The 21,344-nt window shown below is 55.6% G+C and carries 17 protein-coding genes; 14 read left to right on the top strand and 3 right to left on the bottom strand.

Annotated features, from left to right (window positions below; translation table 11 throughout):
• The first annotated feature begins 157 nt into the window (after positions 1-157).
• From ACQE2I_RS09580 to ACQE2I_RS09535, 10 genes are all read left to right on the top strand, one after another.
• The gene (locus ACQE2I_RS09580; RefSeq protein ID WP_427031423.1) at positions 158-1,837 is read left to right on the top strand and encodes a glutamine--tRNA ligase/YqeY domain fusion protein; all 1,680 of its coding nucleotides are present in this window, start codon (positions 158-160) and stop codon (positions 1,835-1,837) included.
• 26 nt (positions 1,838-1,863) lie between these two features.
• The gene (gene cysS / locus ACQE2I_RS09575; protein WP_427027881.1) at positions 1,864-3,255 is read left to right on the top strand and encodes a cysteine--tRNA ligase; all 1,392 of its coding nucleotides are present in this window, start codon (positions 1,864-1,866) and stop codon (positions 3,253-3,255) included.
• Between the two features lie 131 nt (positions 3,256-3,386).
• On the top strand, positions 3,387-4,313 hold the full coding sequence (osmF, locus tag ACQE2I_RS09570) for a glycine betaine ABC transporter substrate-binding protein OsmF (protein WP_427027879.1): 927 nt from the start codon (positions 3,387-3,389) through the stop codon (positions 4,311-4,313).
• Positions 4,314-4,339: 26 nt separating this feature from the next.
• Positions 4,340-5,539, top strand: coding sequence for an ABC transporter permease (locus tag ACQE2I_RS09565; protein WP_427027877.1), 1,200 nt, complete (start codon positions 4,340-4,342; stop codon positions 5,537-5,539).
• Entirely contained in the window at positions 5,536-6,498 is a 963-nt protein-coding gene (locus tag ACQE2I_RS09560; protein ID WP_427027875.1) for an ABC transporter ATP-binding protein, read from the top strand. Before ACQE2I_RS09565 ends, ACQE2I_RS09560 begins: the two co-directional genes overlap by 4 nt.
• A 61-nt stretch (positions 6,499-6,559) precedes the next feature.
• Positions 6,560-7,264: an ABC transporter permease gene (locus ACQE2I_RS09555; protein WP_427031422.1), complete on the top strand. Its 705-nt coding sequence runs from the start codon at positions 6,560-6,562 to the stop codon at positions 7,262-7,264.
• A 150-nt stretch (positions 7,265-7,414) separates the two neighbouring features.
• Positions 7,415-8,617: a thiamine pyrophosphate-dependent dehydrogenase E1 component subunit alpha gene (locus tag ACQE2I_RS09550; protein WP_427027873.1), complete on the top strand. Its 1,203-nt coding sequence runs from the start codon at positions 7,415-7,417 to the stop codon at positions 8,615-8,617.
• A gap of 1 nt (position 8,618) precedes the next feature.
• Positions 8,619-9,596 carry an alpha-ketoacid dehydrogenase subunit beta gene (locus tag ACQE2I_RS09545; protein WP_007114321.1) on the top strand — a complete coding sequence of 326 codons (978 nt, stop codon included), beginning with the start codon at positions 8,619-8,621 and terminating at the stop codon, positions 9,594-9,596.
• 38 nt (positions 9,597-9,634) lie between these two features.
• Positions 9,635-10,897: a 2-oxo acid dehydrogenase subunit E2 gene (locus ACQE2I_RS09540; RefSeq protein ID WP_427027871.1), complete on the top strand. Its 1,263-nt coding sequence runs from the start codon at positions 9,635-9,637 to the stop codon at positions 10,895-10,897.
• Positions 10,898-10,951: 54 nt separating this feature from the next.
• Positions 10,952-12,808 carry a protein kinase family protein gene (locus ACQE2I_RS09535; protein WP_427031421.1) on the top strand — a complete coding sequence of 619 codons (1,857 nt, stop codon included), beginning with the start codon at positions 10,952-10,954 and terminating at the stop codon, positions 12,806-12,808.
• Here the strand turns inward: ACQE2I_RS09535 and ACQE2I_RS09530 are convergent.
• The 3 genes from ACQE2I_RS09530 to ACQE2I_RS09520 all read right to left on the bottom strand — a co-directional run bounded on the left by ACQE2I_RS09530 (position 12,801) and on the right by ACQE2I_RS09520 (position 16,484).
• Positions 12,801-13,628 (bottom strand): IclR family transcriptional regulator, encoded by an 828-nt coding sequence (locus ACQE2I_RS09530; RefSeq protein ID WP_427027870.1) that lies wholly within the window; start codon positions 13,626-13,628, stop codon positions 12,801-12,803. The genes ACQE2I_RS09535 and ACQE2I_RS09530 overlap by 8 nt on opposite strands.
• 103 nt (positions 13,629-13,731) lie before the next feature.
• Positions 13,732-14,940, bottom strand: a complete 1,209-nt coding sequence (locus tag ACQE2I_RS09525; protein WP_427027869.1) for a 3-oxoadipyl-CoA thiolase — start codon at positions 14,938-14,940, stop codon at positions 13,732-13,734.
• A gap of 20 nt (positions 14,941-14,960) precedes the next feature.
• The gene (locus ACQE2I_RS09520; RefSeq protein WP_427027868.1) at positions 14,961-16,484 is read right to left on the bottom strand and encodes a 3-hydroxyacyl-CoA dehydrogenase; all 1,524 of its coding nucleotides are present in this window, start codon (positions 16,482-16,484) and stop codon (positions 14,961-14,963) included.
• Between the two features lie 226 nt (positions 16,485-16,710).
• Between ACQE2I_RS09520 and ACQE2I_RS09515 the strand changes: the two genes are divergently transcribed.
• From ACQE2I_RS09515 to ACQE2I_RS09500, 4 genes are read left to right on the top strand one after another with little or no spacing between them, the layout of a single operon-like run.
• Positions 16,711-17,862 (top strand): acyl-CoA dehydrogenase family protein, encoded by a 1,152-nt coding sequence (locus ACQE2I_RS09515; RefSeq protein ID WP_427027867.1) that lies wholly within the window; start codon positions 16,711-16,713, stop codon positions 17,860-17,862.
• Positions 17,862-19,463: a class I adenylate-forming enzyme family protein gene (locus ACQE2I_RS09510; RefSeq protein ID WP_427027866.1), complete on the top strand. Its 1,602-nt coding sequence runs from the start codon at positions 17,862-17,864 to the stop codon at positions 19,461-19,463. Before ACQE2I_RS09515 ends, ACQE2I_RS09510 begins: the two co-directional genes overlap by 1 nt.
• A complete protein-coding gene (locus ACQE2I_RS09505; RefSeq protein WP_427027865.1) occupies positions 19,460-19,918 on the top strand; it encodes a PaaI family thioesterase in 459 nt (152 codons plus the stop codon). Before ACQE2I_RS09510 ends, ACQE2I_RS09505 begins: the two co-directional genes overlap by 4 nt.
• The gene (locus ACQE2I_RS09500; protein ID WP_427027864.1) at positions 19,915-21,303 is read left to right on the top strand and encodes a hypothetical protein; all 1,389 of its coding nucleotides are present in this window, start codon (positions 19,915-19,917) and stop codon (positions 21,301-21,303) included. Before ACQE2I_RS09505 ends, ACQE2I_RS09500 begins: the two co-directional genes overlap by 4 nt.
• Positions 21,304-21,344 lie beyond the last annotated feature (41 nt).

Below are 21,344 nucleotides of genomic sequence, written 5' to 3'. Positions count from 1 at the left end.
TGTTCAATAACGGCGTTCGCCTTGGCGCTGTGCATCGGCGTCACGTTATAATAGCGGTTTTGTCCTGCACCGCGAAGGGCCATAGGCGTATCCTATGTTTTCACAGCATGCCTTCACGGTTCAGTACGCCATCCACCACGAGGTTATCAACACCATCATGACCAACGAGACCACCCCAGCGCCGAACTTCATTCGCAACCAAGTACGCGACGAAATCGAGGGCGGCCAGGTCACTAAAATCGTGACGCGCTTCCCCCCGGAGCCCAATGGCTTTCTGCATATCGGCCATGCGAAGTCGATCTGTCTAAATTTCGGGTTGGCGAAGCAACTGGGTGGCGAGTGTCATCTGCGCTTTGACGACACCAACCCGGCCAAAGAAGAGCAGGCCTACATCGATGCGATCAAAGAGGACGTCAGTTGGCTAGGTTTTGAGTGGGCAGGACCAGTACGCTTTGCCTCCGACTACTTCGACCAGCTTTACGCCTGGGCGCAGCACTTAATGCGTGAAGGCAAAGCCTATGTCGACGACCTGTCGCCGGATGAAATCCGTGAGTATCGCGGCACCCTGACAGCGCCGGGTAAACCCAGCCCCTATCGCGAGCGCAGCGCCGAAGAGAACCTGGATTTGCTGGCGCGCATGCGTGAGGGTGAGTTTGGCGAAAGTGAAAAAGTGGTACGCGCCAAGATTGATATGGCTTCACCCAATATCAATCTACGCGACCCGATTATTTATCGCATTCGCCACGCCAGCCATCATCAAACCGGTGATAAGTGGAAAATCTACCCCTCTTACGACTTTACCCACGGACAATCAGACGCCATTGAGGGGATTACCCACTCGATCTGTACGCTGGAGTTTGAAGATCACCGCCCGTTGTACGAGTGGTTCTTGAATAATCTGCCGGTACCGGCAAAACCGCGCCAGATTGAGTTCGCGCGGCTGAATCTCGATTATACGCTGACCTCCAAGCGCAAACTGAAGCTGCTAGTTGATGAGCAAATCGTTGGTGGTTGGGATGATCCGCGTATGCCAACGATCTCCGGCATGCGTCGCCGTGGCTACACGCCAGCGTCGATTCGTAAATTCTGCGAGATGATTGGTGTCACCCGCGCTGACGGTGGCCTGGTCGATATTGCCATGCTGACCCACGCTATTCGCTCGGATCTTGAAGACAACGCGCCCCGCGCCATGTGTGTGTTAAAGCCGTTAAAAATCGTGCTCACCAACGTGCCGGAAGACCACGAAGAGGTGTACGAAGTGGCGGGCCACCCCGCCCGTGAGGATATGACGGTGCGCAAGGTGCCGTTTAGTCGCGAGCTGTATATCGATCAAGACGACTTTATGGAAGATGCGCCCAAAAAATTCTTCCGCCTGGCGCCAGGTAAAGAAGTACGCCTGCGCAATAGCTACGTGATTCGCTGCGACGAGGTGATCAAAGACACTGCCGGAGAAATCAGCGAGCTGCACTGCTCGGTGGATTTCGATACGCTGGGCAAAAACCCCGAAGGGCGCAAGGTCAAAGGCGTTATTCATTGGGTCAGTGCCGCTCACGGCGTGCCGATTGAGGTGCGCCTGTACGACAACCTGTTCACCGTTGAACAGCCCGACCGCGACAAAGACGTCGATTTTCTGGAGCATCTGAATCCGCAGTCTTTGCTCGTTTGCCAGGCAGTTGGTGAGCCTAGCCTTGCCGAGGCGACGCCTGAGTCACGCTTCCAGTTTGAGCGCGTCGGCTACTTCTGTGCGGATCGCCATGACTCTACACCAGAGCACTTGGTGTTTAACCGTACCGTAGGCTTAAAAGACAGCTGGGCTAAAATCAAGCAGAAGGGCTAATGCCCAGAAAAAACATGGATAGCCATATGCATATTTACAATACGCTGACGCGTCGCAAAGAACCTTTTACCCCGCTTGAAGCGGGAAAAGTGAGCATGTATGTCTGCGGCATGACGGTATATGACTACTGCCACCTGGGGCATGCCCGCGTCATGGTTGCTTTTGACGTTATCACCCGCTATTTTCGTGAACGCGGCTACGACGTTAACTACGTGCGCAACATTACCGATATTGACGACAAGATCCTCAAGCGTGCCGACGAGAATGGTGAAAGTATCACCGCGCTGACTGAGCGTATGATTAACGCCATGCACGAAGACGAGCAGCGTCTGTTTGTTTTGCCGCCCAGTCATGAACCTCGTGCCACCGGCCATATCGACGATATTGTGGCGATGATTGAAACGCTGATTGAGAAAGGCTTTGCTTACGCGGCAGATAACGGCGACGTCTACTACCGGGTACGTAAATTTGCCGATTACGGCAAGCTCAATAATCGCCAGCTTGACGATATGCGCGCAGGTAGCCGGGTTGATGTGGATGTTCATAAAGAAGACCCGCTCGATTTTGTGCTCTGGAAAGCCGCTAAACCAGGGGAGGCGCACTGGGCGTCACCTTGGGGTAACGGCCGCCCAGGCTGGCATATCGAGTGTTCGGCAATGTCGACCTGCTGCTTAGGTGATACCTTTGATATTCATGGTGGTGGGCCGGATTTAACCTTTCCGCACCATGAAAATGAGATTGCGCAAAGTGAAGCGGCCACGGGCAAAACCTACGTGAATACCTGGATGCATGCCGGCGCCGTGCGGGTGAATCAGGAGAAGATGTCCAAGTCCCTGGGCAACTTTTTCACCATCCGCGACGTACTGGCCGAGCACGACCCAGAAGTAGTGCGTTTTCTGCTGGTGGCCAGCCATTACCGTAGCCCGATTAACTACTCGGTCGATTCACTGACCGAGGCGCGTAAATCGCTTACGCGTTTGTATACCGCGTTGGAAGGGGTTGAGCCGGAGGATGGAAGCGCTAACGCTGCGGCATATCGTGAGCGTTTTACCCAGGTAATGGATGATGATTTCAACACCCCGGAAGCGCTGGCAGTGCTGTTTGAATTGGCCCGCGAACTCAATCGCGCCAAGCAAGAGCAGCCTGGTGACGCCGCCAAGCTGGCGTGTGAGTTAAAGCAACTAGGGGCTATTTTGGGGCTTCTTCAGCAGGCACCGCAAACGTTCTTAAAAGGCAGTCAGCAGCAAGGCATACCGCTTAGCGAGAGCGAGATCGAAGCGAAAATCGCCCAGCGTATCGAGGCTAAGGCAAGTAAAAACTTTGCTCAGGCGGATGCGGTTCGCGATGAGCTTGCTGCAATGGGGATTATTCTGAAAGATTCCCGAGAGGGCACGTCCTGGGTGTTTGAAGTACCTTAATAAAGAACCTTAATCACTCGTTGGCAGCTTATGCGCTAACTTAAACGCTGAAGCTCTATAGAAACACGCCTTGGGCTCTTAAACTCATTAAGCGCCTAAGGCGATAACGCCAACGTAAAAGGAACTCTAAGATGCGTTTTTCAGCTAAATCTTTAATTGCAAAGCCCCTAATCGCTGCCTGTGCCGTATCTGCTATCTCTCTTTCCCAGGTCAGTGCCAATGAGCCCGTGGTAGTGTCATCCAAAATCGACACGGAAGGGTCGGTGCTGGGCGAGCTGATTATTCAAACCCTGGAACGCCACGATATTGCCACTGAAAACCGTTTACAGCTGGGTGGCACTAGCGTGGTTCGCTCGGCTATAGAAGCGGGTGAGATTGACCTGTATCCAGAGTACACGGGTAATGGCGCGTTCTTTTTTGATATGACCGATAGCTCGGTATGGAACAATGCTGATGAAGCTTACGAGACCGTGCGCGAGCGTGATGCCGAGCAAGGCTTAGTATGGCTACAGCCCGCCAGCGCTAATAACACCTGGGCAATGAGTATTCGGGAAGACGTTGCTGAAGAGCACGGATTAGTGAGTCTGGAAGACCTCGCGGTCTATCTGGAAGACGATGGCGAGTTTAAATTTGCGGCAAGCGCTGAGTTTGTCGAATCTGCCCAAGCACTGCCTGCGTTCCAACAAGCCTACGGTTTTGAGCTCAGCGATGATCAACTGTTGGTGCTCTCCGGTGGTAATACCGCCGCCACCATGCGGGCTGCCGCTCAGCAGACCAGCGGCGTTAATGGCGCCATGACCTATGGCACGGACGGTGGCTTAACTGCGCTGGGGTTGGTCGTACTGGAAGACACTAAGGGCGTTCAGCCGGTGTATCAGCCTGCTCCCGTGGTGCGTGAAAGCGTACTGGAAACGTACCCAGAAATGGAAGCGCTGCTCAATGAGGTGTTTACCACTCTCGATTCGGTCACCCTGCAAACGCTCAATACCGATGTCGCCGTTAATGGCTTGTCGCCATCCCAAGTGGCCAGCGACTACCTCGATGCGCTTGATAACTAATCTTCGGTGCGCGGGATAATTAGTTGATGTCGTTAATGGATGCACTGCCTACTCCGCGGCTTCGTTGGGAGGGACGGCGCTCTAACGTTGTGCTTATTAGCCTTAGCCTTATCATGCTGGTCGCGTTTTGGGTATTTGATGTGGTTAGCGTGGCCCCGAACCGGATTGTGTCGGGGACGGGGCATGGCGCATTGGAGGCTTTTGGTTGGCCCGGCGCGCTATTGGTGACCCTACTGCTCTCTTGCATCGGTATTCTCGCTTGGCAACCGAGCCATCGTCACTACCGGGCGCTACTAGCGGCAGTGGTGGTCATAATGGCGCTGATGCCAGTGGGGTTGATGGCGAGCAGTTACTTACTGATTGACTCTGAGTTGCCCCAGGCGCGTTTAGGCTTAGGCGCGGCGTATTGGGTAGTGCTTTTTGTGCTGCTGCTGTGCTTAGTAGAGCTGCGTTTGCGTTTAAACCTTACGCGGATATGGCCCACGTTGTTGCTGTGTGGTGTCGCGCTGGTGTGGTGGCTATGTGCGGCTTTTGGGCTGGAGACGCTCGCGCTTGTTCAAGAGTTTAGAGCGCGTGATCAACAGTTTCTAAGTGCCGTCGTGCAACACATAAAGCTGGTAAGCCTCGTTGTTGGTATCAGTATTGTGCTTGGGATGGCGCTGGCTATGTTGATGCGCCGCCATGCCCGGCTACAAAAAGGTGCTTTTGCGCTACTCAATTTTCTACAAACAATTCCTAGCCTGGCACTATTTGGTCTGCTATTGGCGCCGCTTGCCTGGTTGGCCACCAGCGTGCCGTTTTTAGCGCAACTAGGCGTTAGCGGTATTGGTACCGCACCTGCGCTAATTGCTCTGATTGCCTACAGCTTGCTTCCCATTGTACGCAATACCTATACCGCGCTAGAACAAGTGAGTCCTGATACCTTAGAAGCCGCCAAAGGAATGGGCATGCGTGCCGGGCAGCGGTTTTGGCAAGTGCGGTTACCGCTGGCGCTACCGGTGCTGCTGGAAGGCGTGCGGATTACCACTGTCCAGGCCATTGGGCTTACCGCTGTTGCTGCCTTGATTGGTGCCGGTGGGCTGGGGACGTTTATTTTTCAAGGTTTAGGTCAGGCCGCTATGGACATGGTTTTGCTCGGTGCGTTGCCTATTTTAGTGCTGGCTCTAGTGGTGGATGCAAGCTTAGGTGCGTTAGCCGAAGCGCTGCGCCATGGAGGAGCACAATGATTGAGCTTTCCCACGTATCCAAGCGGTTTGGTGACGAAACCGCCGTGAATGATATTTCACTACGTGTGCCGAAGGGCAAGTTTTGTGCGTTAGTCGGTACTTCAGGCTGCGGTAAATCAACCACGCTACGTATGATCAATCGTCTAATTGAGCATAGCGAAGGTGACATCATTCTCGATGGGCAGGCGATTGAGGCATATGACCCGGTAAAGCTGCGGCGTCGAATTGGTTACGTCATTCAACACACCGGGCTATTTCCCCACTGGAATGTAGCCCGCAATATTGGGCTCGTGCCGCGCTTGTTGAAGTGGTCGGCGGTGGATGCTCAGGCGCGAGTGGAAGAGTTAATGGATCTGCTCGGCTTGCCGATGGAGGAGTTCGCGCACAAATATCCTCACCAGCTTTCTGGGGGGCAAGCCCAGCGAGTGGGCGTTGCGCGTGCATTGGCGGCAGATCCAGATATTTTGCTGATGGACGAACCCTTTGGCGCACTCGACCCTATTACGCGTGAAAAGCTACAAGATGAGCTGGCCAAGCTACAGGCGCGGCTACATAAAACCGTGGTGTTTGTGACCCACGATATGGATGAAGCCCTTAAGCTGGCTGATCATCTCGTTGTTATGCGTGAAGGCCAAATCGTCCAACAAGGATCACCGCTGGCGCTACTACAACATCCTGCCGACCCCTTTGTTGAGTCAATGCTGGGTGGCCTTGAACGCGGCCTCAAGCAGGCCGCTCTAACGCGCGTTCAACATCACATGACCTCCATGGGGCCAACCTTGCCCGCGCAGTCACGCATACCGGCGGATTTTTCGCTGCGCCAGGCGCTCTCCATGATGCTGCGTGATCATACTGACCGGCTGACCGTCGTCGACCAGCACGATGTGCCGGTCGGCGCGCTGTCGCTGCGCAGGATTATCAAAGAGGCTCAGTTGGACAAAGGAAGCGTAAGTGAGTAACGCGCTAGACGCTGTGCAAGCGCGCAAACAGGCACCTCAATGGCGTTGGCCATTAGTGTGGATGATGCTGCTTGTGGTTAGCGTGGAGGGGATGCCCACCGCTGAGCCGCTGTTTCATTGGATAGAACCCGATGCCCGGCAGGTGGTTTACGACCGCGCTGATTTTTATGTGCTGCTAGGTCGCCACCTGTTAGTGGTGGGAATTGCGGCGATCGTGACGATTGTGGTTGGCGTGTTAGCTGGCATTGCCGTTACGCGCCAACGCGGCAGTGATTTTCTACCGTTGGTGGCTCAGCTGGCATCGCTAGGGCAAACGTTTCCTCCCGTGGCTGTCCTGGCATTGGCGGTACCCGTACTGGGGTTCGGCACTTTGCCGATAATCGTTGCTCTGATGCTTTATGGGCTGCTGCCTATTGTGCGCAATACCCTTGCTGGTCTACAGGGCGTCGAGGGCGATATTAAAAAGGCGGCTCATGCTATGGGTATGACGCCGACACAAATCCTACGCCAAGTCGAACTACCGTTGGCAGCACCGGTTATTTTAGCGGGCATCCGTACCTCGGTGACCATCAATATTGCCACTGCTGCTTTAGGGGCTACTGTGGGAGCCAGTAATCTAGGTGACCCCATTATCTCCGGTATCGTCAACGGCAATATGGCTTATGTAGTTCAAGGGGCGCTGGTCATTGCCTTGTTGGCCCTGGCGATTGATAGCCTGTTTGAACTGCTGCAGTGTCAACTACGTTCCCGCCTCTCTGCGTCTTAAGTAGCATCCCTAAAGTCCTTGTGCTGCGTTATTGTCCTAAACGTTGTGGTCGCTAGATGTTGCGTTGGCCTATGACAGATAAATCCACTGGCATAAACGGTCAATACCAACAACACTGCCCTCAAAAGGGGTGAAACAAGGACAATAATGATGACACAGTATGTACACCAGCCGGACTTTATGACCGGCGACGAATTTTCGATTGCTACCTTTAGCCTGCTTAATCCGGAGGGCGAACTGCATAGCGGTGCTGCCGAACCGGTGCTTGAGCGTGATCACGCCCGGCGTATCTATCAGGCGATGCTGGCCACGCGGATCCTGGATGAGCGGATGATGGCGGCTCAGCGCCAAGGGCGGTTAAGCTTCTACATGCAGTGTACCGGTGAAGAGGCCGCTGTGGTGGGTGCCACTGCAGCGCTTAATGACGCCGATATGATTATGGCGCAGTACCGCGAGCAGGGTGCTCTGATGTATCGCGGCTTCTCCATCGACGAGTTTATGAATCAGCTGTTTGGCAACGAGTTGGACTATGGCAAAGGTCGCCAAATGCCGATTCACTACGGCTCGCGCAAGCTGCATTACATGACCATTTCATCCCCCTTAGCCACCCAAATTCCCCAAGCGACGGGCTACGCTTATGGCCAAAAACTCGCCGGTAATGGCCACTGCACGCTAACCTTTTTTGGTGAAGGCGCTGCCTCGGAAGGCGATTTCCACGCCGCGCTGAATATGGCCTCGGTGCATCAGGTGCCGGTGATTTTCTTCTGCCGTAACAATGGCTATGCCATTTCCACGCCTGCCGTCGAGCAGTTCGCCGCCGACGGCATTGCCCCGCGTGCCTTTGGCTACCATATGCACGTGATTCGGGTCGACGGCAATGATGTGCTGGCGGTCTATGAAGCGACGCGTCAGGCGCGCAAGATTGCTGTTGAGCGCAACCAGCCGGTATTGATTGAGGCCATGAGCTACCGTTTAGCCGCGCACTCATCTTCTGATGACCCCTCTGGCTATCGCTCAAAAGACGAAGAAGAAATTTGGCGCGCGAAAGATCCCCTGCTGCGTCTGCAAAAGTGGCTGTTGAAGAAACAGTGGTGGAGCGAAGAGGAGGAGGCTTCCCAGCAGGAAACCCTTCGCCGTGAAGTGCTGGAAACCATGAAGCGTGCTGAAAAACGCTCTTCGCCGCCGCTGGAGAGCCTGATCAGCGATGTGTATGCCGATATTACCCCGGCGCTGCAACGCCAATTCGATCAGTTGAAACGCCATATCCGCCGCTATCCTGAGGCTTATCCTCGTGGTGCAAAGTCGTTGGACTTGGATGTAGGTACCGATACTGATACCCAGGGAGAGGCGTAACATGGCCACTATGAACATGCTCCAGGCGATTAATAACGCCCTGGATATCGCCATGGCAGAAGATGAGAAAGTTATCTGCTTTGGTGAAGACGTGGGTATTTTTGGCGGTGTATTCCGTGCCACCAGCCACCTGCAGGAGAAGTACGGCAAAGCGCGCTGCTTTAATACCCCGCTGGTCGAGCAGGGTATTATCGGTTTTGCCAACGGCTTGGCGGCCCAGGGCTCGGTACCTGTAGCTGAAATTCAATTTGCCGACTATATCTTCCCCGCCTTTGACCAAATCGTTAACGAAACCGCAAAATTTCGCTATCGCTCCGGTGATCTGTTTAATGTAGGCGGACTAACTATTCGTACCCCGTACGGTGGCGGTATTGCTGGCGGCCTTTATCACTCCCAATCCCCCGAAGCCTATTTCACCCATACGCCGGGCCTGAAAGTGGTAGTGCCGCGCAATCCTTATCAGGCTAAAGGACTGCTGCTCGCCGCTATTCGTGATCCAGACCCAGTGCTATTTCTGGAGCCTAAACGCCTCTATCGCGCTGCGGTAGGCGAGGTTCCCGAAGAGGATTACCAGCTACCCATTGGCGAAGCCGAAATTACCAAAGAGGGCACGGATATTACCGTGGTGGGCTGGGGCGCGCAGATGGAGGTGATCGGCAAAGCGGTTGAGTTAGCCGAAGAGCAGGGCATTGCCTGTGAAGTCATTGATTTACGCTCGCTGCTACCATGGGATGCTGACACGGTGGCTGAGTCGGTGCTAAAAACTGGCCGACTCGTCGTGAGTCATGAAGCGCCATTAACCGGCGGCTTTGCCGGTGAAATTGCCGCCACTATTCAAGAGCGTTGTTTTCTCTACCTAGAATCGCCCATTGCCCGGGTGACAGGGCTGGATACGCCTTTTCCACTGGTGTTGGAAAAAGAGTATTTGCCTGATCACCTGAAGATTTTTGAAGCGATTCGCGAAAGCGTCAACTTTTAGTGGCTAACAATGCCTAAGTGCGCATGGGGAGAAAAACAATGAGTGATTTTTTACTGCCGGATATTGGCGAAGGCATCGTCGAGTGCGAAGTGGTCGAGTGGCGCGTCGCTGAAGGCGATCAAATTGAAGAAGACCAGCCTATCGTTGAAGTCATGACCGATAAGGCGCTGGTGGAGATTACCGCACCCGAAGCCGGTGTTGTGACCAAGCTGTATGTGGCTCAGGGGCAAATCGCCAAAGTGCATGCGCCGCTGTATGCCTATCAAGTGGATGGGAATAGCGAGACTGAGAGCAAGTTAGACGTTGCACAACCGGACACCAATGCAGAGCCCAAAGAGCAGGCGTCAGAAGCACCGATGGCGTCTGGTTCTCCCACTGCCGCCGGCGTTGCTGCTGGCCGCTTGTATAACAAGGTTCCCGCCAGCCCTGCCGTACGACGCTTGGTGCGCGAGCATGCGCTGCAATTGACGGATATCTCCGGCAGTGGCAAAGATGGCCGGGTACTCAAAGAAGATGTGCTGGCGCATCTGGATCAAGCATCGCAAACAGCGACCCCATCCAGCCAAGCAGCCGTTAAAACCCAAGCCGACACCCAGGCGCCCAGGGTGGAGCCACTGCGCGGCATTCGGGCGGTGATGGCCAAACGTATGGTGGAAGCGGCCAGCACTATTCCTCATTTCCACTATGGTGAAGAGATCGACGTTACCGCACTGCTGGCACTACGTGAGCGCTTAAAGCCATTGGCAGAGGCTCAGGGCGAGCGGCTAACGCTAATGCCATTTTTTATGAAAGCCATGGCGCTAGCGGTAGCCGAAGAGCCCATTGTTAATGCCCAGCTAAATGCGGCGGGCAGCGAACTGCACTACTACCCCCAGTGCAATATCGGTATGGCGGTGGATAGTAAAGCGGGCCTGATGGTGCCCAATGTTAAAAACGTTGAGCGCTTAACGCTGCTAGAGATTGCTCGAGAGGTCGGGCGGCTAACCACCTCGGCACGGGAAGGGCGAGTTGATCAGGCGGATCTTAAAGGCGGCACCATCAGTATTTCTAATATTGGTGCGTTGGGCGGTACCTACGCCGCGCCGATCATTAACGCCCCGGAAGCGGCGATTGTGGCGATGGGTAAAACCCAGTGGCTGCCGCGCTTTGATGAACAGGGTGTCGTGCAGCGCCGCGCGATTATGACGATTACCTGGGCGGGCGATCACCGCTTTATCGACGGTGGGACTATCGCGCGCTTCTGTAATGCCTGGAAGGGCTTTCTAGAGGCGCCGGACAGCATGCTGCTGCATTTGGCCTAGCCCTTGAAAAAGCCATTAGAAGAGCCCTTGGAATAAGCTGTTGGAACATAGATGATATCTCAGGCGCCGCTTCAGCAATTTTATATACCCGAAGAGCAGTCGGTCTACCTGCTGAGTCATCACGATGCCCGCAAGCTTAAAGATTGGGTGGCGCTGTGCCAGGCGCAGCTCACCCAGTTGGGGTATCAAGGCATCGAGTTAATCGGTAAAGGGGCTTACGGCTTTGTATTTGCAGGCAGTGCGCCGCATAAAGGCACGACCGCCCATTACGTGTTTAAGTTTTCGCGTATTACGTTACCCGCCCATTTGCAAGAGCGCCTCGAAGAAGAAGCGTTTATGCTCGATCAGGTCTCGCACCCGCGAATTCCTGGTTTAATCGCCTACCAGCGCTCTCGGGGTCAATCCATTCTGGTGATGGAGCGCGCCCCCGGCTGGAATTTAGAGCAGGTATCACTTAAGCAAGGGCGTCTATCACCGCGCTTGATCATGCGTATCGCGGGGCAGTTGGCCGATATACTGGTCGCTCTACGCCGCGAGTCAGGCCCCCAGGCGCGGTCAGTGGTGCATGGCGATATTAAACCCTCCAATTTAGTCTTTGACCCTGAGCACGAGTCCATTGCATTGATCGACTGGGGCTCATCGGTATTTGCCCAGCTCGATGCGCAGCTGCAGTTTGTGGGCGCCAATGTGATGGAGCTGATGTCGGACAACTTACAACAAACTAACGCCCGCTTGGGCGATGTCTACTTTATCGGTGAAGAGCAGTTAAACGGCGCGCTGTCATCCCCGCGCTTTGATGAGCAGGGCGTGGCGGGCACGTTGTATGCGCTGGCATCGGCGCAGTCCTGTCGCTTTGGCCATCGGGCTATTCCCGCCAGCTCGCTGGGTTTACCCATGGAGTTTGCCCGCACCTTGGATGGCATGCTGGATCCAGACCCCCAGGTGCGGCGCACCGCTGGTGGCTACTTTCTACACGCGATGCCCAAAATGGCCAGAGTGGTGATGATTGACCTACCGACCGGTGTGCAATTGCCGCTGGTGCCGGTATGGGGGCGCCCGGCTCTGCAGGAAATCGATACTGTGGTGTATAGCTCTCGCAAGGCTTTTCTGCGTGAAGCCAACGCCCAAGAAACCCTTAATGATGTCAACGATGTGCAGCTAGACCGCTACTACAAGCAGTTTATGCAGGGCATGGGCGAAACAGAAAAAGCCTTTTTGGCATCGGTTAGCCGTTTAGGTAAGTATCCAGTGGTCGGCGGTTTAGCCGTTCGCTGGGAGCGCGAAGGGGTGTATATCGACTCGTCGTTAAACCTACACGACCCGGCGCTTAAGCCTGCCTTTATCGAGGCGGTGAATAATATGGTGCACCTGGCGCGAGCCATTCATCGCCAAGGGGTTTTCAAAAGCTGCTTATTCAATGCGCGTCAAACGCTGCACCTGGAGCGGACTTCGGCGGATGACGCCTTTGTAAGCGAGACGGGTATGGCCATTGGTTATGAATTGAGCGCCATGCCAGAACTGGAAGACCGCACTCGCCAGCACAGCTATTTTGAAGATGGGCCTGATCCGGAAGAGTTACTCATCCTTCCAGAGGCCATTATGCGGGCACTAAAACAGCTTAACGACATCCATCACACTGGTATGATCATTTTCGAGGCGCTGCCCCAGCACCTAAAAATACATAGCTACTACCGCTTGCTGGATCCCGCTCGAGAGGGCGAGTTCCGCACGCTACTGGCGCGCATTCTCGCCTCGGTAGACCAAATAGAGGGCCTAGGCGTTTCGGGTTACATGAAGATGCCCTACAAAGACACCCGCTACTTTACCCACTTGGAAAGCCAGCCAGAGCGCTACTACCCCCGCGACCCGCGGGAGTTTGTCAAACGCGTAGCCCGCGGAGATGTTACCTAACAGCGCGATACCGAGGCCGGGGGGCTAGTTCCTGCTTGATGTGTTCCGCTACCTCTTTCAAGCGTGGGCCGAGGTTATTAACCAGCCGATCATGATTTAAACGCAGGCTGGAGCCACCGCAGTTGATGGCCATGACCTCTGCGCCATCTTCGAGAATCAGCGGCATAGCGACTGCGCTAATATCGCGCTGCCAATCCTGTTCTGAAAGACAAAAACCATACTGCGCATAGTCTTTAAGGCTCTGTTGAATGCCTGCCTCGTACTGTGGCCAGTCGTCACCATACTCGGTTGCCAACTCTTGCAGCACCTGCTGACGGCGTTCGTCTGGTAAGCCGCATAGCCAGGCGCGACCAATGGCGGACGTGGCTATGGGCAGGCGAGAGCCAGTATCTAAGCGAATAATGAGTGGGCCGTGACCGTGGCAAGTTTCCAGATAAACCATATCACTGCGGTCAGCCCCGCCCAGACTAACGTTGCAGTCAGTGGCATCGGCGAATTTCTGCAGATGGGGGCGGGCGATTTCACGAATACCCATATTGGCGAGAAAGCGATATCCCAGCGCCAACACACCGGGGCCCAGACGATACTTCTCCAGATGGGTATTGTGCTGGAGATAACCCAATTGCGTCAGAGTATAGGTTAACCGTGACACCGTCGGGCGGGGGATACGTGTACGGTTAGAGAGCTCGGCATTTCCTAAATACTCTTCACCCGCGCCAAAGGCGCGCAGCAGCTCTAAACCGCGCGATAGCGCGGTCACAAAATTACGATCTTTTCCTGGCAGTTGCGGGTCGTCAGCATCAGTGTCGGTGGAGTGCATTTAGTATCCCAACAATAGGTGGCTTATGGCGCCCAGTATCACATATCTACTTAGACGCAGCTTTCATGCCCATCAACGAATTGGCGTCGATTGTAAAACGAACTCAGCCGTCCAAACGCTCAATAATCGTGGCGATACCCTGACCGACACCAATGCACATGGTGACTAACGCATAGCGGCCGCCAGTGGCCTCAAGCTGGCGTAGCGCTGTCAGCGCCAAGCGTGCGCCGGAGGCACCAAGGGGGTGGCCGATGGCAATCGCGCCGCCATTAGCGTTTAAACGCGGGTCGTCAGAGGAAAGTCGCAACTGCTGCACGCAGCCCAGCACCTGCACGGCAAACGCCTCGTTAATTTCGATCACGTCCATTTGTTCAAGCGTGAGGCCAGCACGCGCAAGTGCCTTTTGCGAAGCGGGAACCGGACCCAAGCCCATCACGCGAGGTGCCACACCGGCAACAGCACTGGCGACAATGCGCGCACGCGGCGTTAAGCCGACACGTTCGCCGGCGGCCTTAGTACCCACAATCAAGGCAGCGGCGCCGTCGTTAAGGCCTGAGGCGTTGCCTGCGGTCACCACGCCGCCCTCAAACAGCGTGCCTAGCTTGGCCAGCTTGTCTTCAGTGCTTTGTGGGCGTGGATGCTCGTCTTGATCCACCAGCAGGGGTGGTTGTTTGCGTCCTTGGGGCACCTCAACGCCAAACGTCTCGCCGTCGTAGAAACCGGCGGCAAGCGATTTCGCATAGCGCGCCTGGGAGCGAGCAGCAAACGCATCGCTGGCATCACGACCAATGTTGAGATCGTGGGCAATGTTGTCTGCAGTCTCCGGCATGCTGTGGCTGCCGTACTCCTTACCAATCCTGGGGTTGGGAAAGCGCGAGCCGATTACCGTATCGTACATTGGCTGGTTGCGAGCGTAAGAGGAATCCGCCTTGCCAAGCACGTAGGGTGCGCGGGACATTGACTCTACGCCACCGGCTAAAAACAGTTCGCCTTCACCCAGCCGTGCTGCACGGGCGGCATCCATCATCGCCGCTAAGCCGCTGCCGCAAAGACGGTTGACGGTTTGCCCGGCTACTTCAATGGGTAGGCCAGCGAGCAGCGCCCCGTGGCGGGCCACGTTACGGGAGTCTTCACCTGCCTGGTTGGTGCAGCCTGCCAGCACCTCTTCATAGCTTTCTGGCGCGAAAGGGTTGCGGGCTACCAACGCTTTGAGGGTCAGGCCCAGCAATTCATCAGGCCGAATAGCCGCCAAGCTGCCGCCGTGGCGACCAAAGGGAGTGCGTAAACCGTCGTAAATATAGGCGTCTTGCATGATTGTTTTCCTGTTGTTACTTAACCAGTCGTTAGCGACATTTGCAGTGCGGCGCGGCGGCGCAGCCAGGGGCTGGGGCGATAGCGAGGGTCGCCGGTGGCCTCAAGCAGGTTTGTCAGTATCGTCATAATGCGTGCAGCACCGTAGTGGTCGCCCATGCGCAAAGGGCCAAACGGGTAGCCCAGGCCAAGTTCAACCGCGCGGTCGATGGTAGCGGGTTCCGCGACCCCTTGTTGGGCAATATCGGCACCGACATTAACGATGCAGGCCGTAATGCGCTGAAGAACAAAGCCATTACTGTCCTGAAGGGTACTGACCAGCGTGCCGTCGTGATTGAGTAGGCTTTGCGCTGCTTGAAGAAACGTGTCTTGGGTAAGCGGAGTTGTCATTAGACTGCGGCGTTTATTAAGCCCCGCGAGCATATCCACAGCCACACATTGTTTAGCGGCTAGCCCTTGGCGCAGCGCGCAGCTAGTCGCGTCTTCACCAAAAGGCGTCAGCAGGCACAGCGCTTGCTCAGTGGGCTGTGTGCCGGTCTCTAATGGCCAACCCGATGTGTTGACCAATTCAGCGAGAGCTGCGGCGGATTCGGGGTCGTCTTGACTGATCCACACCGGGCAAGGAGACACCGCAGCGATGGCTGGCTCATCCGCCATTTGTTGATTGCCTTCCACATAGCGGTAGAACCCTTCGCCGGTTTTGCGCCCCAGCAAGCCTGCGGCCAAACGCTGGCGAGTTAACGGTGAAGGGCGAAAGCGTGGCTCTTCATAAAATTGCTGGTAAACCGACTCCATCACCGCGTGGGAAACATCCAGACCGGTCAGATCAAGCAGAGTAAAAGGGCCCATCCTGAATCCACCTTGATCAACCATAATGCGATCAATGGTGGCTGGGTCGGTGACGCTTTCGCCTATAATACGTAGCGCTTCGGTGCCGAAGGCGCGCCCAGCATGGTTAACCAGGAACCCCGGTGTATCGGTCGCCTGAGCGGTAAAGTGGCCCATGGCGTCACCCAGGGCATTCACCCGCTGGGTCACCTCATCGGCGGTGCGTAGGCCAGGGATGACCTCGGCAATTTTCATCAGCGGCACGGGGTTAAAGAAGTGAAAGCCGATGACCCGCTCCGGGTGCTGGCAGGCGGCGGCAATGGCCGTAACGGAGAGCGAAGAGGTATTGGTCGCTAACACTGCTTGCTGGCTGACGATCGCTTCTAAGTCGCTAAACAATCCCTGCTTGGCTGCTAACTTTTCAACAATTGCTTCAACAATTATGTCGCAAGGGGCGAGGGCGGTGAGCTCGCTTGCCTCTATCAACCGTTCACTGTATTGCTGCGCCTGCTCCACAGTAATGCGCTGCTTTTCTGCGCTTCTCTGCCATAGGCCGTTAATAAAGCTTTGGGCTTCTTGTACGGCGCCCTGTTTAACATCAAACAGCATGACGTCTAAGCCTGCCTGGGCAGCTAGCTGCGCGATGCCGCGCCCCATGGCGCCAGTGCCGACGATACCCAGCGTTTTAAAAGGCGGTAGTGTTGATTCATTAGTCATAGGCTAAATCCTCTCTGCAAATGGGTTCTTTTATGAATTATGGTTTTGCATTGCAAAATAGAGTTTCAATTATTGACTGCCATCCTAGTCTATGCAAAAGTGCCTGACAAGCAATGTGGACGTAAATTTCGCCAGGTGGAATTAAGCGGTTGTGCGTCTATTCCAAGCCTAGTTCTCAGCGTTATTTCTAACGATAAAAAGCCATTCTTTACCGCCAGGAGCCGTCATGATTCGTGATCCCGAATTGATTAATCAGCTTGTCGATACGATTGCCCGCTTTGTCCGTGAGCGCCTAATACCTAATGAAGCACGCCTGGCGGAAGAGGACGCGGTGCCCCCGGAAATCCTTGCGGAAATGAAAGAGATGGGGCTGTTTGGGCTATCGATTCCTGAAGAGTACGGCGGCCTGGGGTTGACCATGGAAGAGGAGGCGTTGGTGGCGCTGGAGATTGGCAAAACGTCGCCCGCCTTTCGCTCGGTATTCGGCACTAACAACGGTATCGGTGCCCAGGGCATCTTGATTGATGGCACCGATGAGCAGAAAGCCAAATATGTGCCGCGTTTGGCAACGGGCGAGATTCTCAGCTCGTTCTGTTTGACCGAGCCGGATTCAGGCTCCGATGCGGCCAGTCTGCGGACGACTGCGGTTCGCGACGGTGATCACTATATTTTGAATGGCACCAAGCGCTATATCACCAACGGCCCCGAAGCTGACCTGTTTACCGTGATGGCGCGTACTGACCCCAATAATAAAGGCGCGGGCGGTATCTCCGCGTTTATTGTTGAAGGCGATACTCCGGGTTTAGTACGTGGTCCTGCGGACAACAAGATGGGCCAGAAGGGCGCCCACACCTGCGATATTATTTTTGACAATTGCCGGGTACCTGCCGAAAACATTATTGGCGGAAAAGAGGGTCAAGGGTTTAAGACCGCTATGAAAGTGCTGGACCGCGGGCGGCTGCACATCTCAGCGGTCTGCGTCGGCGTGGCTGAGCGCTTAGTCGAAGAGTCACTGCGCTACACCATGGAGCGCAAGCAGTTTGGCGCTGCCCTCGCTGAGCATCAGTTGATTCAAGCGATGCTGGCGGATAGCAAAACCGAAGCCTATGCCGGCAAAACCATGGTGATGGATGCTGCAAGGCGCAAAGACGACGGCGAAAGCGTTTCGACGCTGGCCTCCTGCTGCAAACTATTCTGCGCAGAAATGGTTGGCCGGGTGGCCGATCGCGCGGTGCAGGTTCACGGCGGCGCGGGCTATATGTCTGAGTACGCCGTTGAGCGCTTCTACCGTGATGTGCGGTTATTTCGCATTTACGAAGGCACGACCCAAATTCAGCAGATCGTGATTGCCCGGAATATGGTACGGGAGGCGTCCTAATGGCTTTGTCGGTACCTTATCAAGCGCCGGACGAGAATATTTTTGGCCGCCTCGCCAGCGAGCTGGTGGCTGAGCTTCCTGAGCGGCTCAGTACCCGCGTGCTTGAAAACGCTCAACGCCTTGGCGAACAACCCGCTATTGTGGATGGCAACATACGCTGGAGCTATGCCGAGCTGGGTGAAGAAATACACGCCGCCTGCGACTGGTTAAGTGCGCTGGGTATTCGCCCAGGCGACCGGATTATGACGGTAAGCGAAAACTGCCGCGCCCTGGTCGTGCTGCTACTCGCCGCCAGCGAGATGGATATGTGGGTAGCGATTGTGAATTCACGTCTTTCGGCTCAGGAAGTTGATCTGATTCAGGGTAACTGTCTGCCCCGGCGGGTGTTCTATACCTGCGATGCGTCACCGGAGGCGTGCCAGCACGCCGAGCGCCATGCCGCCGACCGCTATCAGCACCCCCAGTTGGGTGGGCTAGCGATTTCACCGCTGTACGAAAGTGAACCCGAGCCGGTCTGCGTCAGCGGTGCCGAGCAGGTGGCAGCGATGATTTATACCTCGGGCACCACCGGCACGCCTAAAGGCGTCATGCTAACCCATCGCGGCATTCTGTATATTGCCTCGATCTCAGGCGGCATGCGCCATTTAAGTGAAGGCCAGCGGGTATATGGCGTACTGCCCATGTCTCATGTGTTTGGCCTGTCTTCTGTGTGCATGGGGTCGCTATATAACGGCGCCTGTCTGTATACCGTGCCGCGGTTTGATGCGGCGCATATGCTGGAAACGCTAAAGCAGGCGCGTATTACCGTGCTTCAGGGCGTGCCCGCCATGTATGCCCGGGCGTTAGAGTTCTTGAAACGTGAGCAGCGCCCCCTAGAAGCGCCCGAGCTCATCTATATCTCTGCGGGTGGGTCGCCGTTAGACAGCGACACTAAAGTACGAGTAGAGTCAGCCTTTGGCTTAACGCTACACAACGGCTATGGATTGACCGAGGCGAGTCCCACTATCAGCCAAACCCGCATTGATGATCGCCATGCCAGCAGCACCGTTGGCCGCGTGTTGCCTCTGCTGGAGTACCGTCTGGAGCCACTGAGCGATAGCGGCACTTCCAATCAGCCTGGCGATGAAGTGGGTGAACTGTGGGTCCGTGGCCCGAATATAATGAAAGGCTACTTTCGCCAACCGGAAGCCACCCGTATCACCCTGACCGAAGAGGGTTGGCTTAATACCGGCGACATTGCCAAACTCGATCACGATGACCAACTGTATATTGTTGGGCGTAGCAAAGAGCTGATTATCCGCTCGGGCTTCAATATCTATCCGCCTGATGTGGAAGCGGTGATCAACGAGCACCCGGCAGTAACACTGACTGCCGTGGTAGGGCGGCAAATCGCTGGAAACGAAGAGGTCGTGGCCTTTGTGCAGTGCGAGCCGGGCATTGAGGTAGATCTGGCTGAGCTCAAGGCGTTTATCGCCGAGCGGCTGGCGCCCTACAAACGGCCCACTCAAATTGTGTTAATGGATACGCTACCGTCCACCGCCAGCGGCAAAATACTTAAAGGGCGGTTGCGGGATTTAGCACAGCAGGAGAGTGGGTCATGAGCCCTTCGCAAATACATACGCCAGATACGTCTCAACAAGCGCTCATGGGCTATCACGAACTGTTGGGCATGCAGGTGGTTGAGTGGCAACCAGACCGCGCCGTGGTTGAACTCACCATCGAGCCCAAGCACCTGAACCGCAGTGGTAATGTTCACGGCGGCGTATTGGCTTCAATGTTGGATAGCGCCCTAAGCTTGGCAGGACTGCACTGTAATGTGCCGGGTAGCATTCGCCGGGGGATGACGCTGTCTCTGACCACCACCTTTGTGGGGCCAGCTCGGCAAGGCGTTCTGCGGGCCACGGGAATTCTGCGCGGTGGAGGGCAGAAAACCTATATGACCAGCGGTGAGATCACCGACGAAAAGGGCAATCTGGTGGCCATGGGCGAGGGATCGTTTCGTCGCCGCAGTGGCAGCGAATCGCCTGAAGGGTTTCCCGAGGATTCTTCTGAGTGAGCCTAGCCCGCCTGCGGGTCTCGCTGTTACTGCTGGTTACCCTGGCAACGCTATTTCATTTGGTGATCGGTAGCCTGTTTGCGCAGGCCGCTGGTGTTGCTGCGCTGCTATTTTATCTAGCAACACTTGGCGACCAGTTAACCCGAATGGCCAAAGGATTATTGCTTGTCGCAGGGGCACTGTCCTTACTTGCGCTATGGCGTTCGCCGAATCCTGGCTCATTGCTATTTGAGGCCAGCGGGCGTTTTGCTTTTTTTGCCACCTTTGTGGTGGCGCTGAGCATGCTGCGCTTACCTGCCTATCGTTCCCGTTTGGTGCGCCGCTGCGGGCAGAGCATGCTGCTTCAACCGCCTAGCCGCCGTTACCCGGTATTGTCATCAGGCTCGGCGCTGTTTGGCATCATTCTTAATATCGGCGTGCTTAATCTGTTCGCCGCTATGATCGAAAAGAGCAATACGCTAGGTGCCGCGCAAGGGCGTGTCTGGGTGCGCCAGGCTCGCCAGAGGCGCATGATGCTGGCGCTGCTGCGGGGTTTTTCCCTGGCACCGCTGATTTCGCCCATGGGGATTGGTGTTGCAGTGGTGCTATCGAGCCTGCCCCAGGTCACCTGGCTTGAGCTGGCACCGTATATTTTGGGTGCCGCAGCGCTGATTTTTCTAGCCGGTTGGGCGGTAGATTACGTAACCGGTCCGCATCCACCTGCCACTAAAGCCCAGCGAACTTCCCCCTCGTTACGCCCGCTGGCGCAGTTTAGTGTGTTGCTTATCGGTATTGTCGCGCTGGTGTTCTCTATTGCCTGGCTGCTTGATTTACGGCTACCAATTGCCGCGCTGTTGGGCGCGCCCACCGGGGCACTGCTATGGCTTGCCTGGCAGCGGCGCAGGCTCGGCTATGGCGGGCTGCCTGGGGCCATAACGGCGGTGCATCGCCAACTGCCATGGCTGCTATCGCCCAGTGCCAATGAGATTGTGGTACTGGGAGCGGCGGGCTACTTGGGGCATTTATGCGTAGGACTAGTGGATACTCAGCAGTTGGCGCCGCTGTTAACGGTGTTAAACCAATGGGGTGCCTTTAATGCGGTGCTGGCCATGCTGATGGTGGTGGGACTCGCCCAGGTAGGTGTTAATCCGATTGTGACGGTGACACTGCTGGTGGGACTACTACCGCAATTGGGTATTGAAGGGCTGACGCCTCCCCTCATTGGCGCATCACTGATGGTAGGCTGGGCGCTGGCGCTAATGTCGTCGCCGATGACGGCCTCAATGTTGATTCTATCGCGGTTTACCGGCGTACCCGCCACGCGAATTGGCTACCGCTGGAACGGTCGTTTTTTGGTAACCTCGATTCCACTGTTAGCAGCCTGGTTTCTCTGGCCTCCTTTTTAAGCGGTGCCAGTACAAAGAAGCGCTTGACCTTTGTTCGGCGT

It is taken from the genome of Halomonas sp. H2 (genome assembly GCF_050215315.1).
Lineage (GTDB): Bacteria > Pseudomonadota > Gammaproteobacteria > Pseudomonadales > Halomonadaceae > Vreelandella.
Note: the sequence above shows the minus strand (reverse complement) of the source record. Positions and strands in the feature narration are given on the sequence as shown.

Excerpts from the sequence above, each read along its gene's own strand:
- ACQE2I_RS09520 (WP_427027868.1), bottom strand. The coding sequence starts at position 16,484 with ATGACTAATGAATCAACACTACCGCCTTTTAAAACGCTGGGTATCGTC.
- ACQE2I_RS09560 (WP_427027875.1), top strand. The coding sequence starts at position 5,536 with ATGATTGAGCTTTCCCACGTATCCAAGCGGTTTGGTGACGAAACCGCC.
- ACQE2I_RS09545 (WP_007114321.1), top strand. The coding sequence starts at position 8,619 with ATGGCCACTATGAACATGCTCCAGGCGATTAATAACGCCCTGGATATC.
- ACQE2I_RS09505 (WP_427027865.1), top strand. The coding sequence starts at position 19,460 with ATGAGCCCTTCGCAAATACATACGCCAGATACGTCTCAACAAGCGCTC.
- ACQE2I_RS09540 (WP_427027871.1), top strand. The coding sequence starts at position 9,635 with ATGAGTGATTTTTTACTGCCGGATATTGGCGAAGGCATCGTCGAGTGC.
- cysS (WP_427027881.1), top strand. The coding sequence starts at position 1,864 with ATGCATATTTACAATACGCTGACGCGTCGCAAAGAACCTTTTACCCCG.
- ACQE2I_RS09525 (WP_427027869.1), bottom strand. The coding sequence starts at position 14,940 with ATGCAAGACGCCTATATTTACGACGGTTTACGCACTCCCTTTGGTCGC.
- osmF (WP_427027879.1), top strand. The coding sequence starts at position 3,387 with ATGCGTTTTTCAGCTAAATCTTTAATTGCAAAGCCCCTAATCGCTGCC.
- ACQE2I_RS09580 (WP_427031423.1), top strand. The coding sequence starts at position 158 with ATGACCAACGAGACCACCCCAGCGCCGAACTTCATTCGCAACCAAGTA.
- ACQE2I_RS09530 (WP_427027870.1), bottom strand. The coding sequence starts at position 13,628 with ATGCACTCCACCGACACTGATGCTGACGACCCGCAACTGCCAGGAAAA.
- ACQE2I_RS09565 (WP_427027877.1), top strand. The coding sequence starts at position 4,340 with ATGTCGTTAATGGATGCACTGCCTACTCCGCGGCTTCGTTGGGAGGGA.
- ACQE2I_RS09550 (WP_427027873.1), top strand. The coding sequence starts at position 7,415 with ATGACACAGTATGTACACCAGCCGGACTTTATGACCGGCGACGAATTT.
- ACQE2I_RS09510 (WP_427027866.1), top strand. The coding sequence starts at position 17,862 with ATGGCTTTGTCGGTACCTTATCAAGCGCCGGACGAGAATATTTTTGGC.
- ACQE2I_RS09515 (WP_427027867.1), top strand. The coding sequence starts at position 16,711 with ATGATTCGTGATCCCGAATTGATTAATCAGCTTGTCGATACGATTGCC.
- ACQE2I_RS09555 (WP_427031422.1), top strand. The coding sequence starts at position 6,560 with ATGATGCTGCTTGTGGTTAGCGTGGAGGGGATGCCCACCGCTGAGCCG.